Genomic DNA, 15,276 nt, shown 5'->3' with positions numbered 1-15,276 from the left:
TTACGATAGCGATCGTTTTTATTCAAACACTCACTGAAAAAGGCGTTGAATCTATCATTTCGTCCGCAACAATCGAATCAATGCAAGAGATTGCGATTGGTTCGTTTATAAAGAGCGTCATTTGATTGAGTTTTTCTTCAACAAAATTAAATATTACAGAGCAATCCTTACACAATTAAAAGAATAGCTAGAAATTATATGGAGTTTATACGGTCTATCTCAGTATTGGTTTCGCTTCACTAAAATGTTGACAGAACCTAGTATTTAGAACTAAGCATGAGGTATTCTTCGGAATATCGGTTAGCTAAAACATGCAGCTAACAAAAGGCCGCAGTTTGAATTTGAATCCGCGGTTGTATTTTTGCCTACGTGCAGTTTTCATATGCTTCTCAGATATTTTTTCCTTCAAGGAAAATAAATTATTCCTTAACTTAGTAGGTTGAGTTTATTGAACTATGTTGGCTGTAAAAAAGAAGTTCAGTTAGTCATTTAACTACGTGATCACGAGGGGACTCGCCATGAATAAATTATCACTAATTGGTATGTTTGTGACGCTATTCATCAACTCAATACTTGCTCATCAACCCCTTGCTATAGCGGAAGAGTTTCCCTCGGTGCTTACAGCAACTTGCCATGTGAATAAGTACCAAATGAAGCCAGAAGATACCGAATGGACCGTTGATCAAGGTACTTATTTCTATGAAGATAAAATCGACCTTGCCCGCCACGATCGCCGCCAGGCATTTGGATCAATGCTCCCCTCATGGGTAGGATCCAAGATGATCGATCTTAAAGATAGTTATGCTCTTGGTGTAACGATAAGCTTCATGAAGAATGGGATTATAGGCGATTTTGAGCAACCTGATCCAGCAATCGCCTTAGATGCCAAGTTATTCTATGGGCTAGAAGCCAAGCATGTGCTATCAAGCACCACTGCAAGTGGTTCTGTTCTCGATGCAGATATGTCATATGTCGGAGTCTCAGCCACGGTTAACGATGCCGAATTAGAAACTTTGCTCACAAACGCTAAAATAACCATACCCTCTATACTTGATTATGGCAGTGGCTTTCGATATTGGGCTGCTATCAGGGATCATTTCGGCGATGCTCTAAATGTCACCTTATTTGAAAACTTACTTAAGCCTCTCGGTAGACATTCAAATCTGATAGTTCCCTCGGTGACTGTGGTGTGCAATGTTAAAAGGCCCGGTATGTAGTTGGTTCTGACAATACGGACGTTCGCTACTACGGAATAAATGATTTCAGCTTGATCGCGCCGGCAGAACGAGAGAAAGCAATTTATTGGTCGCAGAGTACATCTTCCTTTGAGCCAGGCAAAGTCAGCAATGCTAGTGGCTTCTCTCTATCTTGTTATAAATTAATATTTTTGATGCGATTAAAGCCCTTTACGAAGATTAGCTGGGGGAATTTGCATCGATTCGCGGTATTTTGCAACCGTACGACGTGCAACAATAATTCCCTGCTCAGCCAGAATCTGGGAAATCCGATTATCAGTAAGCGGCTTTTTCTGTTCCTCACCTTGTATCAATTGTTTGATTAAAGTACGAATTGCAATAGCAGAGCAGGCTCCGCCACCATGGGTTGCGACATGGCTTCCAAAAAAATACTTGAGCTCAAATATGCCTTGGGGTGTATGCATAAACTTTTGCGTGGTAACACGTGAGACGGTAGATTCATGCAAATTCAGAGCTTCTGCAATTTCCCTCATGACAAGCGGACGCATTGCAACTGCCCCATGCTCGAAGAAAGCCTGCTGGTGCTCTACTATAATAGTGGATACTCGAAAAATAGTTTCAGAACGTTGCTGGATATTCTTAAGCATCCATTTGGCTTCATTAAGCTGACTCATTAACATTTGAGTCGAATCATTTCGATCACGCTTTAATATACCAGCATAAAGTTGATTAATACTAAGGCGGGGAATTGATTCAGGATTAAGTTTTGCTACCCATGCCCCATTAAGCTTAGTCACAATTACGTCAGGTATGACATAACGCGAGGCAGCTGAATTGAACGTACTACCCGGTTTGGGATTCAATTGAGTAATAAGTTGCTGCACGGAACGCAGGCATTCATCATCACAATGCAACAACTTCTTAATCTGTTTAAAATCTTTTGAAGCAAGTATCTCTAGATCGTGCTCCACAAGCAAAATCGCCTCCTGACGACAAGGCGTGTCTTCAGGCAGTGCTTGTAGCTGCAAGAGTAGACACTCTTGCAAATTACGTGCACCTAAACCGGGTGGATCCAATTGTTGCAAATATTTAAGCGCTGTCTGCAAGTCAGCCAGATGAATGCCCAACTCTGCTGGCAGCATTTCAAATAATTCTTGCAGGTCCTGCGCAAGGTAACCATCATCATCCAGACTTTCGATTAATATCCTCACGATTTGACGGTCGCGTTCGCTGATCTGGCTCAAGCTGATTTGCATAATGAGATGTTCACGCAAAGTGGGAGGATTGATCATCTGTTGGGTAAAATCCCATTCATCCTCCTCACTTTCTCGATGACTGGAAAAGATTTCATAATCACCAAGCCTGTAAGTCTCTTCACTGGAAGGTAAGCTCAATTCATCATCCTTCTCTTGATGTTGTGCGTCATTCAACTCAATGGGCGAAGTCCTATCCAAGGGTAATGAGAGCGAGAAATCCTCTGCATGCATCTGATCATAATCCGTCTTATCGCTTAATTCCAGCAGAGGATTATTCTGCAGCATACGTTCTATTTCCTGATTTAACTCAATGGTAGAAAGCTGCAGCAATTTTATGGACTGTTGCAACTGTGGCGTAAGCTTAAGACTGGTAGTTAATTTAAGATGAAGAGTAGGTTTCATAGTTCTGAGAAAGCAGCGATCTCCTATCTCGCTTCATGAATCGAATATTCATCATTAAAGCCGGAAATGCTCTCCTAGATAAACTTCCCTTACCCGCTCATTATCTATAATTTCGCTAGGTTTACCGCTGGCAAGCACGGTCCCTTCACTGATAATATAGGCGCGATCACAAATACCTAATGTTTCTCTCACATTATGATCAGTAATCAGCACGCCAATACCACGTTCTTTGAGAAAACCAATCACTTTCTGGATATCCATGACTGCGATTGGATCTACACCTGCAAAGGGTTCATCCAAAAGAATAAAACTTGGTTTTGTAGCCAAAGCACGCGCAATCTCTACACGCCGCCTCTCACCACCCGATAGGCTAATACCCAGATTCTCTCGCAGATGAGTAATATGCAAATCTTGCAATAAATGATCCAGCCGTTGCTGAATCTCAGCAGCATTAAAATTCTGCAGCTCCAGTACAGCCAGGATATTATCTTCAACCGAGAGACGCCGAAAAATGGAAGCTTCCTGAGGCAAATAGCTCAAACCAAGGCGCGCACGTTGATGAATCGGCATATTGCTCAAGTCACGGTCGTTCAAATGAATTTCACCATCGCCTAATGGTATCAGCCCCACTATCATATAAAAACAAGTGGTTTTGCCCGCTCCATTGGGGCCAAGCAAACCAACCACTTCGCCACTACTGATAGAAAAGGACACATCCCGCACTACTGTACGAGATTTATAGCTTTTCATCAAATGGTCAGCTCTAAGTACGCTCATGATATTTTCCGCGTGATCTATGGCGGTAGCACAAAAACTATTCTCCATCATCTGTTGTTTTGGGGGATTTTGTTTTAGGCTGAATAATCACCCGCACTCTGCTGTCTGATTTTTCTTGAGCTTTTTTCTCTTTGCCGCTGATCACCTCGAAGAAATCCCGCATAATATCATAAGAAATATAGTCGCCACGCACTTCATCCTCCCCTCGCTTTAACAGCGCCTTGCCAAATAACTCGATTTTATCGGCCTTTTCATCATATTCTACGCGTTGACTCCAACCCTCAATATACTCGTCAACACTATCACGTTTCTCCCGGTAACTGACAAGATCTCCGTAAGCGGTCGCATAGTGGAAGCCTTTGAGATCCTCTTTTATGATCACCTTATCTGCCCTCATGATACGCGTCCCCTGCGTATAAATAACGTTACCGATAAAGGTGCTTATGCGAAAATTATCCTTACGTTTATAGTCTTCGACTGTAGCACTATCTGATTCTATCTGAATCGGTTTATTACGATCAGCGCGTTCTGCCAGAACGTGCTCCGAGCACAGTGTGCCAATAATTAACAAGACGAAAAAAAATACATTCATTTTTTAGGCTGATTTGGTTGGGTCTGCGGCTTTTTATTCAAAGATCGATCAGTACTCTGCTGCCTTTTGTTCACTCGCACTTTTACCCTTGATTTCAGATCAATTTTTTCTGTTCGATCATTTAACTCCATCCCTACCGCATTTACGGTCATATCCATCTTTACCAGCGTTACAGGCTGATCTGTTTTTGCAATTTCAGCATGAGGGATCAGATGCAGAAATTCAGTACGCATCGTCACCCTATCTAAGTCTTTTTCTCTAATGATGAACACGTTTTCCTTGAGATAGATATCTTTACCGTCATCAAACTCAGCATAATCAGCGCTAATATGTACCAACGGCTTATCCGGTTGCAAACGGGTAAAATCAACCTGTTCATAATAAGACATATCTCCTGCCGGATAATGGGTCATCACATCGGCAGAAAAAAGAAGCTGACGTGCTTTATCATAAGCGACTTGGACGCCCGCAAGATTTTCAATAATATAGTCAGGTTGATGATTTGAATCGTAATCTTCACGGCTTCTTGGATATTGAATCGCTTGATCCAGCCATAATGTCAACAATGCAAGTATCGTCAAAAGGGCAATAGGGCCTGGGAGTAGACGGTGGATCATCTCACGATATCACTTTTTTACATAACAATCTTCTTTGCCTATCTTTGCTTATTACTGAAGCAATAATGAACAGAATAGCGAGAGAATTGTCTGAAAATAATAATTTATATTCGTTAGTTACAAGAAGTTTAACCGTTTTATGCACAAGACTTTTAGTTTTATCCAGCAAAGGAGTCATCCAGGCGCTTAAAATTAATTTGGCTGGATAATTATATCAAAGTCACACTCTAATCAACCAAACAGTCAAACATGCTGTTTTTCATTGTGGGTGAGCGTTCTTTCGATAGATAGAAAGAAACATCCAGCATACGATTTGAGAATTTTATGCTTTATGCTCTTTAAACTTGAATCCCTGCCACAATATGATTATGTTAATACATTTCCTAATCAAATTTTGAAATAACCATGCACGCAAACGCTATCGATTTTGAAGACTTTGAACTGTTACAGGATGAAACCTGTGTACAACGTATTATTGCTGCTAAAGAAAAATTAGGGAAACGTGCTGTTATCCTGGCGCATCACTATCAACGAGCAGATGTTTATCGGCATGCCGATCTGATGGGAGATTCTTTAAAACTGTCATATCTTGCGGCAAAAACGGATGCTGATTATCTGGTTTTTTGTGGCGTGCATTTTATGGCAGAAGTTGCGGACATCCTGTCAAGCCCGGAGCAGATTGCTATTCTGCCTGATCTCGCAGCAGGTTGTTCGATGGCTGATATGGCTAATCTCTCTAAAGTAGAAAGAGCCTGGCGTGAATTAGCTGAAATACTTGATCCTGATGAAGTTATTACACCGGTAACCTACATCAATTCGAGTGCTGATTTAAAAGCTTTTTGTGGAGAGCATGGCGGCATTGTCTGTACCTCCAGTAATGCCACTAAAATTCTGCAATGGTCGTTTGCCCAGCGGGAAAAAGTATTATTTTTTCCTGATCAGCATCTAGGGCGCTGGAGTGGCTACAAATTGGACCTCCCTCTCGAACAAATGCCCGTTTGGGATTTTGATGAGCCCATGGGTGGATTGACCGAAGAGCAAATCAAAAAAGCCAAGATCTTGTTATGGAAAGGGCATTGCTCAGTCCATCAGATGTTCCAGCCACAACATATCCTGCGATTTCGCAATCAACACCCTGAAGGTTTAGTCATTTCGCACCCAGAATGCAGTTTTGAAGTTTGCAAAGCTTCAGATTATGTCGGTTCCACTGAATTCATTATCAATACCATTCGTGAAGCCAAAGCAGGAACCCGCTGGTTGGTGGGTACCGAATTGAATCTGGTTGGACGGATTGCTGAAGAATTCAAATCTCAGGATAAAATTATTCAGTTCATGTCACCCATGGTGTGCATGTGCTCAACCATGGCACGAATTGATCCTCAGCATCTGGCATGGGCATTGGAAAATCTGGTAGCAGGTAATGTAGTCAACCAAATCAAGGTACCGGTTCATGAAGCAAAACTTGCCAGATTGACACTGGAAAGAATGCTCGCTGTTTCAAAGTAGTAAAATACGATATATTGAATGCGTCAGTGTTCTGAACTTTGTGATTTGCCATTTCTTATAGTTGCCTATGATCGATATACTGCATATTGCCACCTACAATATCCACAAGGGTTTCTCCTATTTCAATCATCGCCTGGTATTGCACGAACTGCGCGATCAATTACGTGCGCTCGGCACTGACATCGTCTTTTTACAAGAAGTGGTCGGCGAACACAGCAAACATGCTTCCCGTTTTATAAGTTGGCCAAACATTTCCCAACATGAGTTTTTGGCAGATTCAGTATGGCAGGATTTTGCCTATGGCAAGAATGCGGTGTACGACGAAGGGCATCATGGCAATGCCATTCTCAGCCGCTTTCCTATTGTAAGCTGGGAGAACGAAGATATTTCGTCTCATCGCTTTGAGAACCGTGGCTTACTCCACTGTGAACTCAGTATTCCCGGCTGGCAGGAAACCCTGCACTGCATTTGTGTTCATCTGGGATTATTCAGGCGCGGCCAGCGCAGACAGCTCGAAGCAATGGAGAAGCGTATCAAACAACTCGTGCCGCCTCATGCTCCCCTGGTGATTGCGGGAGATTTCAATGACTGGCACGGAACAGCCAGCCGCCTCCTGATGAAGCACTTGCAACTAACCGAGGTTTTTGAACAGACCCATGGTAGAACAGCCCGCAGCTACCCCTCCATCTTTCCATTATTACGTCTTGACCGGATTTATGTGCGTGGTTTTCAGGTAAAAAATGTCTGTATCCATCAAAGCCACCCCTGGTCGAGAATTTCCGATCATGCCGCCTTGTCAGCTAATATTGTGCGTGCATGAAGTTACCCAAGTTTATCAAAGGTAACCGGATCACACTCTTACATAATGGAGCAGAATATTTCCCAGCGCTGGAAAGCGCAATTGATGAAGCCAATAAAGAAATACATCTCCAGACTTATATTTTCAAATATGACCTGACAGGTATCCGCATTGCCAGCGCACTCAAGCGTGCTGCCCAGCGTGGTGTTGCCGTTCACCTGTTGATAGACGGTTTTGGTTCACTCAGCTTTCCCCAAAAAGCAATCGATAACTTAATTGCTACAGGGGTTCAAGTGATGCATTACCGCAAAGAAGTTTTTTCTTTCCGGTTCAGGCGTCATCGATTACGCCGCATGCACCGTAAGCTAGTCGTCATCGATGCCCGCATCGCCTTTGTGGGAGGAATCAACATCATCAATGATTATCAAAAGCCTGGCGAACCTATCCCCCGTTTTGACTATGCCGTAAAAATAGAGGGGCCCTTATTGGCCACGATCCATTCTAGCGCCAGACGTTTATGGATGTTAGTCGCCTGGGCGCATTTCAAAAAACGCTGGATTACTCATCTCGAATTGCAGCCTATTACAAAACCAGTTGGCAACCAGCGTGCAGCATTTGTCATCCGTGACAATCTTCGCCATCGTCGTGACATTGAACGTTCTTATCTCAAAGCGATCGCTACTGCCTACAATGAGATCATAATCGCCAATGCATACTTTCTTCCTGGCAGGAATTTTCGGCAAGCCCTTATCCATGCGGCCCGCCGAGGTGTGTCGGTTATCCTGCTACTGCAGGGAAAAATCGAGTATCGCATCCAGTATCATGCATCACGCGCCTTATACGATAATTTGCTGGATGCCGGCATCAAGATTTATGAATATCGGAAAAGCTTCTTACATGCCAAAGTAGCCGTCATTGATCAGTATTGGTCAACAGTCGGTTCTTCCAACATTGATCCTTTGAGTCTTCTAATGGCGCAAGAAGCGAATGTCATGATTCTTGATCAAGCATTTGCCATGGAGCTGAGAACCACACTGCAAATAGCCATGAGAGATGCTAAACCCGTATCAAAGCTCTATTGGGGCAAGCAATCCTGGATTAACCGATCCTTGAATTGGATAAGTTATTACATTGTGCGAATTTTGCAGGGCGTGCTAGGCTACAGCCAGGAAAGCACTCGTGTCTAAAACTCATAATACACCAGCACTTGGTATGCTGGCGCCATGAATAGTGTACATAATTGGATGATTCAGAGGCATCTTCACTGGCCACACAAGACTATTCTATTGCTGAGCAGAAATAGCGAACCTGTCTTGTGCGCTCAGATCTATCCGTCCAATGAGGGGTAACTTAATCGCAACCGGGCTGTGAGAGAAACCAAATGTCAGCCCAAGTAGATTGATTTCAAACCCTTCAACCTCACTGACGATGACCCCCAATAGCCCAAATAAAGACCACTGCCAACCTCCGCCACTAGGGGCGACCGCGGTCATGCTATTCCCAAGATAATCCTTGCCAATAGCCGTGGGGGGCAAATCTAGCGCCAGCTCTGGTACAGCACGCGCGATCCAGGCAGTAAAGGTATTGGAATTTGGGCCAGGCCACATGGTATACTCGCGCGCGTAGGGATAGCTCAATGCGGCCTCTTCAATACGCTCAATCAATGCATCCACGCCATCTCCTCGCTTCTCAGCCAGCAGGATGGGCATATTTCCAAACCAGCGCCGATCGGGTTGTTGCTGATGAATTGACACGGCTGAACCGCCTCGGCGCAAATACCAGCCAATGACCTCATAGACGGTGTAAGTTCGGGCTAACGATGGTTTTACCGCAATCCAGGTATGAATACCGAAATAGCCTCGCCAACCATAAGCACGTGCACCGTAAACCTGTATGATCGCTTCCGGCGTTTGTTCAGGCTCGGGCGCCAACCCTACCGGTTCGCGGCTCGCAGTTTGCCAGCCGGCATTAACATGCTCCGTGACAAAATGAATTCCTAAAGGTGCTGTAAGAACCACAAGCAACAAAAGCCTGACGGCATTCGCTAATTTCAGTTTCATGTTAAAAAATAAACGAAAATATTGAGATAAGTGAATCAGCCTCAACACAAATAACACAAATAAACGATACGATTATTGATGTTCAGCTACAGTATCAGATTATTAAAATAGCCTAGAGTTCTGACAACACAGGCTTTTTTTTACATCATGAATAATTTCCAGATATGACAGGATTGCAGTTATTTCCATTGATCTCTTCTTCAGCAGCTCACCGCTATCCATTATTGATCATCTTCAATATATTGGGTCTTTTCGCTTGGCCAGGCACTAAATGGAAAAGGTAACTGCTCACTATTAAAGGTAAGAAAAGTAATGATCTGATAGACATAGGCTGCCAGATTCTGGCTGAATTTGAGTAATTGCACATTAGTATGGCCTGACAGGACAATGGAAATAAACTGAAAGAGCATCACCAGAATAATGACAAATTCCATCAGGCCATAGACAAAGATGAACAACAGCATATAAAGCCCTCGCATCCATGTCTCAGTTTTTTGCAATCGTTGTTTAATTTCATCTTTCATACATTCTCCTCGCAATAGCATTCAAAATAGCATTCAATTCAGGGTTAATCCTACTTCTTTTTGTAGATGAAGCATAAATAACTTTCTCATCGCATTGATTATGCGCCCAAACGAAGTATTTCTGCCGATCGCAACCGATTACCAAGACAGGCAAGCTTATGAGATAAGTTTCTGTAGTCCATCTCCAGAGCTCAACCGATACGCTGTATAGCCACATAGAGACAACTGACTATAATGATGCGACTTTCATAATTTACCCCAAAATGAGATGATTTGTATATTCCACGGCTCCATAAAATATTTTATAAATAAACTTATTGCTGAAAGCGTGTAGCCATAAGGCGTTATCGTATGTTAAACGCTATCTGCTTCAGGTTGTAACACCATCACAAAACATGTCGAACTCCTTTTTTGATCAGCCCATCCTGAATTCACCCTACGACTCTCCTGGTCGACATTGGGAGCTGGATGCCTCGGGCCAGCCAACGCAACACATCGTTGAAAACCGTCGACCTGCGGAATTCATTACGCCTATCCCCAAACCCAAAAAGCAGAAGACGCACCAGCGCAACAAGATCTCATCTTCGATGAAGGAAAAGGGCTTTCTTCCGAGAAACAGCAGTATGATCCCACTTCCATCATCAACGAAATTCGCAAACATGTGAATACCTGGCGTTCCTTGCCCTCAAGTCAATGGCAGGTTACCCCGGAAACCATGCGACTTCTTCAACATTGGCGACACCATAACTTCGGTTCGATTCGGCCGTTCTTCTGCCAGATGGAAGCCGTCGAGACCACGATCTGGCTAACCGAGGTCGCTTCGCTGTCAGTTGCTGGCAAACGCATCCTCATGACCACCGACCCTGACGACCTGGTGCTAGACCTGACCTGCGGCTCCGGCACCACCACCTATGTTACAGAATAATGGGGCCCCGCCGGATCACGATCGACACCTCGCGCGTCGCGCTGGCACTGGCGCGTGCGTGTATCATGGGTGCGCGTTACCCTTATTATCAATTGGCCGACAGTGCAGAAGGCCGATTGAAAGAAGCAGAAATTACGCGCACCGCACCTTTTTCCAAGCTTACCTACGACAATATCCGCCATGGCTTCGTTTATGAGCGCGTGCGCATATCACGCTAAAATCTATCGCCAATAACGCCAAAATAGACGTCATTTGGGACAAGTATCAAGCAAAACTGGAACCGCTGCGTGCGCAGTTGAATAAGGCATTGGGTACCTCCTGGGAAGAATGGTAAATTCCGCGTGACCTCTCCCAAGCCGTTCCAGCAAAGCTTGCCCCGGGGTGCTTTCATCCGGGAACCGGAATCCAGCAAGCCGCCAAGGACTGGGCCCCGGCCTTCGCCGGGGCGACGAAAGTAGCAGAGGCCTTACATACGCAGTGGTGGCAGACGCGCATCGCCCGGCAGAAGGAAATCGATGTTTCCATCGCCGCCAAGGCTGAGTATGAATATCTCTACGACAAACCCTATGAGGATAAAAAGAAGGTGCGCGTGGCCGGGCCATTTACCGTAGAAAGTCTGAGTCCCCACCGTGTGCTGGGAGTGGATGAGAATGATGAGCTGATCGATCCGTACAAGATGGCACAACCCGATGCCGAGTATGCGACGGGTCATCGTTTCGAGCAGATGATTCTGGAAAACCTCAAAACCGCCGGCGTGCAGCAGGCGCACAAGGAAGACCGCATCACCTTCACTGCCATTACCGGCTGGCCAGGCAATTATATTTGCGCCGAAGGCAAATACGCGGAAGGGGTGGCAGGTGAAATGCGCGAAAAGCGTGCAGGCATTTTTATCGGCCCCGAGTTCGGCACCGTTTCCCGCCCTGATCTGGTCGATGCTGCGCGCGAAGCAGGCGATGCCGGCTTTGATGTGCTCATTGCCTGCGCCTTCAACTATGAGGCGCAGGCCAGCGAATTCCACAAGCTGGGCCGCATCCCGATCCTCAAGGCGCGCATGAATGCTGACCTGCACATGGCTGGCGAACTCAAGGCCACCGGCAAGGGCAATCTGTTCGTCATTTTCGGCGAACCCGACATCGAAATCCACAAGGAAGAAAATGGTCTTATTCGCGTGAAAGTAAATGGGGTCGATGTGTTTGACCCCAGTACAGGTGACATCCGCAGCGATGGCGCCGAAGGCATCGCCTGCTGGTTCATCGATACCGACTATAACGGCGAAAGCTTTTTCGTGCGCCATGCTTACTTCCTCGGCCAGAACGATCCGTATAAAGCGCTCAAGACCACCTTGAAAGCCGAGGTCAACGAAGAAGCGTGGGCTATCCTCAACAGCAACTGCTCACGGCCTTTCACCAAGCCTCAATCAGGCCGTATTGCGGTGAAGGTGATCAACCACTTATGTGATGAAGTGATGAAGGTGTTCAAGGCAGGATGAGGTTGGACCGGCTTGAACCGCTCAAGTATTTCGTTGAGCAGCAGCCATGTGAGGCGGCAGGCTATCTTCGCAAGGTTTCATAAAGACGATAGCGCCCCGATAGCATCCGAGTAGCGTCCGGAGAGCGCTCTTGTGAAACTTTGCTACGATTCATCTACAGCCGATCTGTGCAGAATGGCTATATCCCTTAAAATACGCGCCCCAACCCATCTACAGCGCTACAACTTTCAACCGTATGCAAAATTTTTCATCACATCCTTGCACCAGTTTAGCTGCCTGACTTAACCGCTATTTCTCAGCCCTGCTGCGACGCCATTTATCGTAAGATGAATGGAGCGGTGTACTTGCTCTACATCATCCCCCGCACGATAACGACGCAGCAACTCTATTTGTAAATGGTTAAGCGGATCGATATAAGGCGTGCGAATACGAATGCTGCGCGCCAAGGTAGGATTTTCCTGCAGCAACGCTGTATGTCCTGTGATTGCAAACAACCATTTTACGCTACGTTCCCATTCTGCCTGGATGCGCCCAAAGATTTGGTTACGCAAGGTGGCATCAGTGACTAACTCAGCGTAGCGCGAGGCAATCCCCATATCGGTTTTTGCCAACACCATATCCATATTCGATAACAAGGTTTGCAAAAAGGGCCATTTTTGATACATCTCTTGTAATAATTGTAATCCGGTTTCCTCCCCTTGCGCCTGCTGAACGAATGCTTCCACCGCTGAACCAAAACCATACCATCCTGGCAGCATGGTACGATTGAGACTCCAGCTGAATACCCAGGGAATAGCCCGTAAATCTTCAATTCGATCAGAAGGTTTACGGGAAGAAGGCCGACTACCAATGTGCAACCCGGCGATTTCCCGGATCGGGGTGGATTCCTGGAAAAATTGTTTGAAACCGGGCGTTTCGTATACCAGATTGCGATAGACTGCAAATGCAGAGGATGAGAGCGTTTCCATGACATGGTAATAGTGCGCAGCATTTTCCTGGATGGCATCATGACTCAGCAATGTCGCCTCAATCGTTGCCGCCACCAATGTTTCCAGATTGCGGCGTCCTATTTCAGGATCCGTATATTTACTCGCCACAACCTCTCCCTGTTCGGTCAACCGTATCTGCCCGTTCACACTGCTCGGGGGTTGCGCCATGATCCCTTGATAGCTGGGGCCGCCACCGCGTCCAACCGTCCCGCCGCGTCCGTGAAACAAGCGTAGTTCCACCTGGTGCTTGGCAAAAATTTTCGTCAATTCAATTTCAGCTTTGTATATTTCCCAGTTGGAAGTAAGAAAGCCCCCATCTTTGTTACTATCCGAATAGCCGAGCATGACTTCCTGTACATTGCCACGCGAATCCAGCAATTTTCGGTAGTATGGCAATGAAAATAATTCATCCATAACGGTGCTGCAACTGCGTAAATCCTCAATGGTTTCAAATAATGGAATAATATTCAGACCCAACTGCGGCTTCTCGCCCGCCCGAAGTAAACCCGCCTCTTTCAATAATAGTGCGACCTCCAGGATATTGATGACACCTGTTGTCATGGAAATAATGTAATTTGGCAGCGCAGCATGACCAAAGCGGCGCTGGATTTCTGCTGCCATTTGCAAAATTCGCAATTCACTTTGTGTCGGTTCGGAGTAGGTCAAATAAGGGGAATGGAGTAATCGCAGGCTACTGATTTCTGCCAATAGCCATTTCATACGCTCACTCGCCGACAGCTCGAGATAATTATCCCGACGAGTGCCACGCGCAAATAGCTCCGCAACAACCTGCTCATGTACTTTACTATGCTGCCGCATATCAAGTGAGGCCAGGTGGAATCCAAATACATCCACTGCTCGCCGTAAATTACGCAATGCACCGCGCGCCAGCCAATCTGATCTGTGCTGCTTGAGTGAATCGATCACGACATCAAGATCATGGATAAACTCTGCACTGTCTGCATAAGGTTCTGTTGGATTGACTGGCTCTCGTGGCATCGCTGCAAGCCCACGTTGCCGACTGGTTGCAGCCAAACGTGCATAAATGCCGAGGAATGCTCGTCGATATGGCTCATCAATGCGGCTCGCAGGAATATCTGGCGAAGCAGCAGCTAATTGCTCAAGTTCCTCACTTACATGGATCAGACGCTCAGCCAGACTCATGGTCCGCCCAATCTTGCTGACTTCGTCCATATAAAAATCGAATACGAGCGTGGCTTGGCGCTCTGCCGCATGCAACATAACCTGATGCGTCACAAAAGGGTTGCCATCCCGGTCACCACCTATCCAACTACCTATACGCAAAAAAGAGGCCACATGGGGCGCCTCTTTACCCTTATGACGCTCCAGCAGATCCTCGATCTTGGCATAGATATAAGGTACTTGGCTCAGGAAGGTATAAGTATAATAAATAAGGCCATTCTCAATTTCATCATGAACGGTAAGACGTACTGACCGCAGCATACGGGTTTGCCATAGAATCTGAATGGCAGCACGCAACGCTTCTTCATTGTGGCGCAATTCGTTAGGCGTGAGCTGGATACGGTCGCGTTCCTGCAATAAGCGCTGAATAGTCAATTGACAATCGAGTATGCTCCTACGCTGAACCTCGGTAGGATGAGCCGTCAATACCGGAGAGATCATTGCTTGAGCAAAAAAATTATCCAAGCTCGCGTTATCTATGCCACTTGCCAGCACACGTTCCAGTGCGAGCGTAACACTGCCGGGCTGAGGTGAAGATCCTTGGCGCAAATGAGCTCGCCGCCGCCGGTTATGATGCAGATCCTCCGCAATATTGGAGAGCAGTGAAAAATAACTAAAGGCGCGCACGACCGCGATCGTTGCCTTATTGCTTAACCGGTTCAAGATCATGTCAAGCTCTTGACGCGCTTTGGGATCTTGTTCACGACGAAAGCGAACTGCCGTTTGACGAATGGTTTCGACCAATTCAAACGTTGCCTCCCCTTCCTGCTCCCGCAAAGTATCCCCCAGCATGCGACCAAGCATACGGATGTCCTCACGCAAAGGCTTATCCTTTTCCTCGCTCATATTGTTGTCAGAATAAACACTTACACCAGCGTCAGAACTCATCTCAATGTATCTCCCATCTAATAAAATTCTGGTAATTCACGTATGCTATTGTC

General features: G+C 45.8%; 15 protein-coding genes. 8 read left to right on the top strand and 7 right to left on the bottom strand.

Features of this window, described 5'->3' with window-relative positions:
• Nucleotides 1–518 precede the first annotated feature (518 nt).
• Nucleotides 519–1,217: a hypothetical protein gene (locus AAW31_RS09250; RefSeq protein ID WP_046850032.1), complete on the top strand. Its 699-nt coding sequence runs from the start codon at nt 519–521 to the stop codon at nt 1,215–1,217.
• A 179-nt stretch (nt 1,218–1,396) separates the two neighbouring features.
• On the opposite strand, the gene AAW31_RS09245 is transcribed toward AAW31_RS09250, so the two are convergent.
• From AAW31_RS09245 to lptC, 4 genes are read right to left on the bottom strand one after another with little or no spacing between them, the layout of a single operon-like run.
• Nucleotides 1,397–2,854, bottom strand: a complete 1,458-nt coding sequence (locus AAW31_RS09245; RefSeq protein ID WP_046850031.1) for an RNA polymerase factor sigma-54 — start codon at nt 2,852–2,854, stop codon at nt 1,397–1,399.
• Between the two features lie 54 nt (nt 2,855–2,908).
• Nucleotides 2,909–3,631 (bottom strand): LPS export ABC transporter ATP-binding protein, encoded by a 723-nt coding sequence (lptB, locus tag AAW31_RS09240; protein ID WP_046851647.1) that lies wholly within the window; start codon nt 3,629–3,631, stop codon nt 2,909–2,911.
• Nucleotides 3,632–3,668: 37 nt separating this feature from the next.
• Nucleotides 3,669–4,223, bottom strand: coding sequence for a lipopolysaccharide transport periplasmic protein LptA (gene lptA, locus AAW31_RS09235; RefSeq protein WP_046850030.1), 555 nt, complete (start codon nt 4,221–4,223; stop codon nt 3,669–3,671).
• Entirely contained in the window at nt 4,220–4,804 is a 585-nt protein-coding gene (gene lptC, locus AAW31_RS09230) for an LPS export ABC transporter periplasmic protein LptC (protein ID WP_235264344.1), read from the bottom strand. Before lptC ends, lptA begins: the two co-directional genes overlap by 4 nt.
• 441 nt (nt 4,805–5,245) lie before the next feature.
• Here lptC and nadA point away from each other — a divergent pair, with 441 nt between their 5' ends.
• The 3 genes from nadA (at nt 5,246) to clsB (ending at nt 8,332) form a co-directional block, all read left to right on the top strand.
• The gene (nadA, locus tag AAW31_RS09225) at nt 5,246–6,346 is read left to right on the top strand and encodes a quinolinate synthase NadA (RefSeq protein WP_046850028.1); all 1,101 of its coding nucleotides are present in this window, start codon (nt 5,246–5,248) and stop codon (nt 6,344–6,346) included.
• 67 nt (nt 6,347–6,413) lie between these two features.
• Nucleotides 6,414–7,166 carry an endonuclease/exonuclease/phosphatase family protein gene (locus tag AAW31_RS09220; RefSeq protein WP_046850027.1) on the top strand — a complete coding sequence of 251 codons (753 nt, stop codon included), beginning with the start codon at nt 6,414–6,416 and terminating at the stop codon, nt 7,164–7,166.
• The gene (clsB, locus tag AAW31_RS09215) at nt 7,163–8,332 is read left to right on the top strand and encodes a cardiolipin synthase ClsB (protein ID WP_046850026.1); all 1,170 of its coding nucleotides are present in this window, start codon (nt 7,163–7,165) and stop codon (nt 8,330–8,332) included. Before AAW31_RS09220 ends, clsB begins: the two co-directional genes overlap by 4 nt.
• Before the next feature lie 96 nt (nt 8,333–8,428).
• Here the strand turns inward: clsB and AAW31_RS09210 are convergent, their stop codons facing one another.
• A complete protein-coding gene (locus AAW31_RS09210; protein WP_046851646.1) occupies nt 8,429–9,205 on the bottom strand; it encodes a DUF3750 domain-containing protein in 777 nt (258 codons plus the stop codon).
• A 221-nt stretch (nt 9,206–9,426) separates the two neighbouring features.
• Complete coding sequence (locus AAW31_RS09205) at nt 9,427–9,729, bottom strand: DUF4389 domain-containing protein (protein ID WP_046850025.1); 303 nt, start codon at nt 9,727–9,729, stop codon at nt 9,427–9,429.
• 395 nt (nt 9,730–10,124) lie between these two features.
• Here AAW31_RS09205 and AAW31_RS21960 point away from each other — a divergent pair, with 395 nt between their 5' ends.
• The 4 genes from AAW31_RS21960 (at nt 10,125) to AAW31_RS21945 (ending at nt 12,143) form a co-directional block, all read left to right on the top strand.
• Complete coding sequence (locus AAW31_RS21960) at nt 10,125–10,394, top strand: hypothetical protein (protein ID WP_200899762.1); 270 nt, start codon at nt 10,125–10,127, stop codon at nt 10,392–10,394.
• Entirely contained in the window at nt 10,391–10,654 is a 264-nt protein-coding gene (locus tag AAW31_RS21955) for a hypothetical protein (RefSeq protein WP_200899761.1), read from the top strand. Before AAW31_RS21960 ends, AAW31_RS21955 begins: the two co-directional genes overlap by 4 nt.
• On the top strand, nt 10,654–10,872 hold the full coding sequence (locus AAW31_RS21950) for a hypothetical protein (protein ID WP_200899760.1): 219 nt from the start codon (nt 10,654–10,656) through the stop codon (nt 10,870–10,872). The genes AAW31_RS21955 and AAW31_RS21950 overlap by 1 nt, the downstream gene beginning before the upstream one ends.
• Before the next feature lie 371 nt (nt 10,873–11,243).
• The gene (locus AAW31_RS21945; RefSeq protein WP_200899759.1) at nt 11,244–12,143 is read left to right on the top strand and encodes a hypothetical protein; all 900 of its coding nucleotides are present in this window, start codon (nt 11,244–11,246) and stop codon (nt 12,141–12,143) included.
• A 281-nt stretch (nt 12,144–12,424) separates the two neighbouring features.
• Here the strand turns inward: AAW31_RS21945 and ppc are convergent, their stop codons facing one another.
• Nucleotides 12,425–15,223: a phosphoenolpyruvate carboxylase gene (ppc, locus tag AAW31_RS09190; protein ID WP_046850023.1), complete on the bottom strand. Its 2,799-nt coding sequence runs from the start codon at nt 15,221–15,223 to the stop codon at nt 12,425–12,427.
• Nucleotides 15,224–15,276: the final 53 nt, after the last annotated feature.

This window comes from Nitrosomonas communis, from assembly GCF_001007935.1.
GTDB lineage: Bacteria > Pseudomonadota > Gammaproteobacteria > Burkholderiales > Nitrosomonadaceae > Nitrosomonas > Nitrosomonas communis.
The sequence above is the reverse complement of the archived record's forward strand: the minus strand, read 5'-3'. Positions and strand labels throughout refer to the sequence as shown.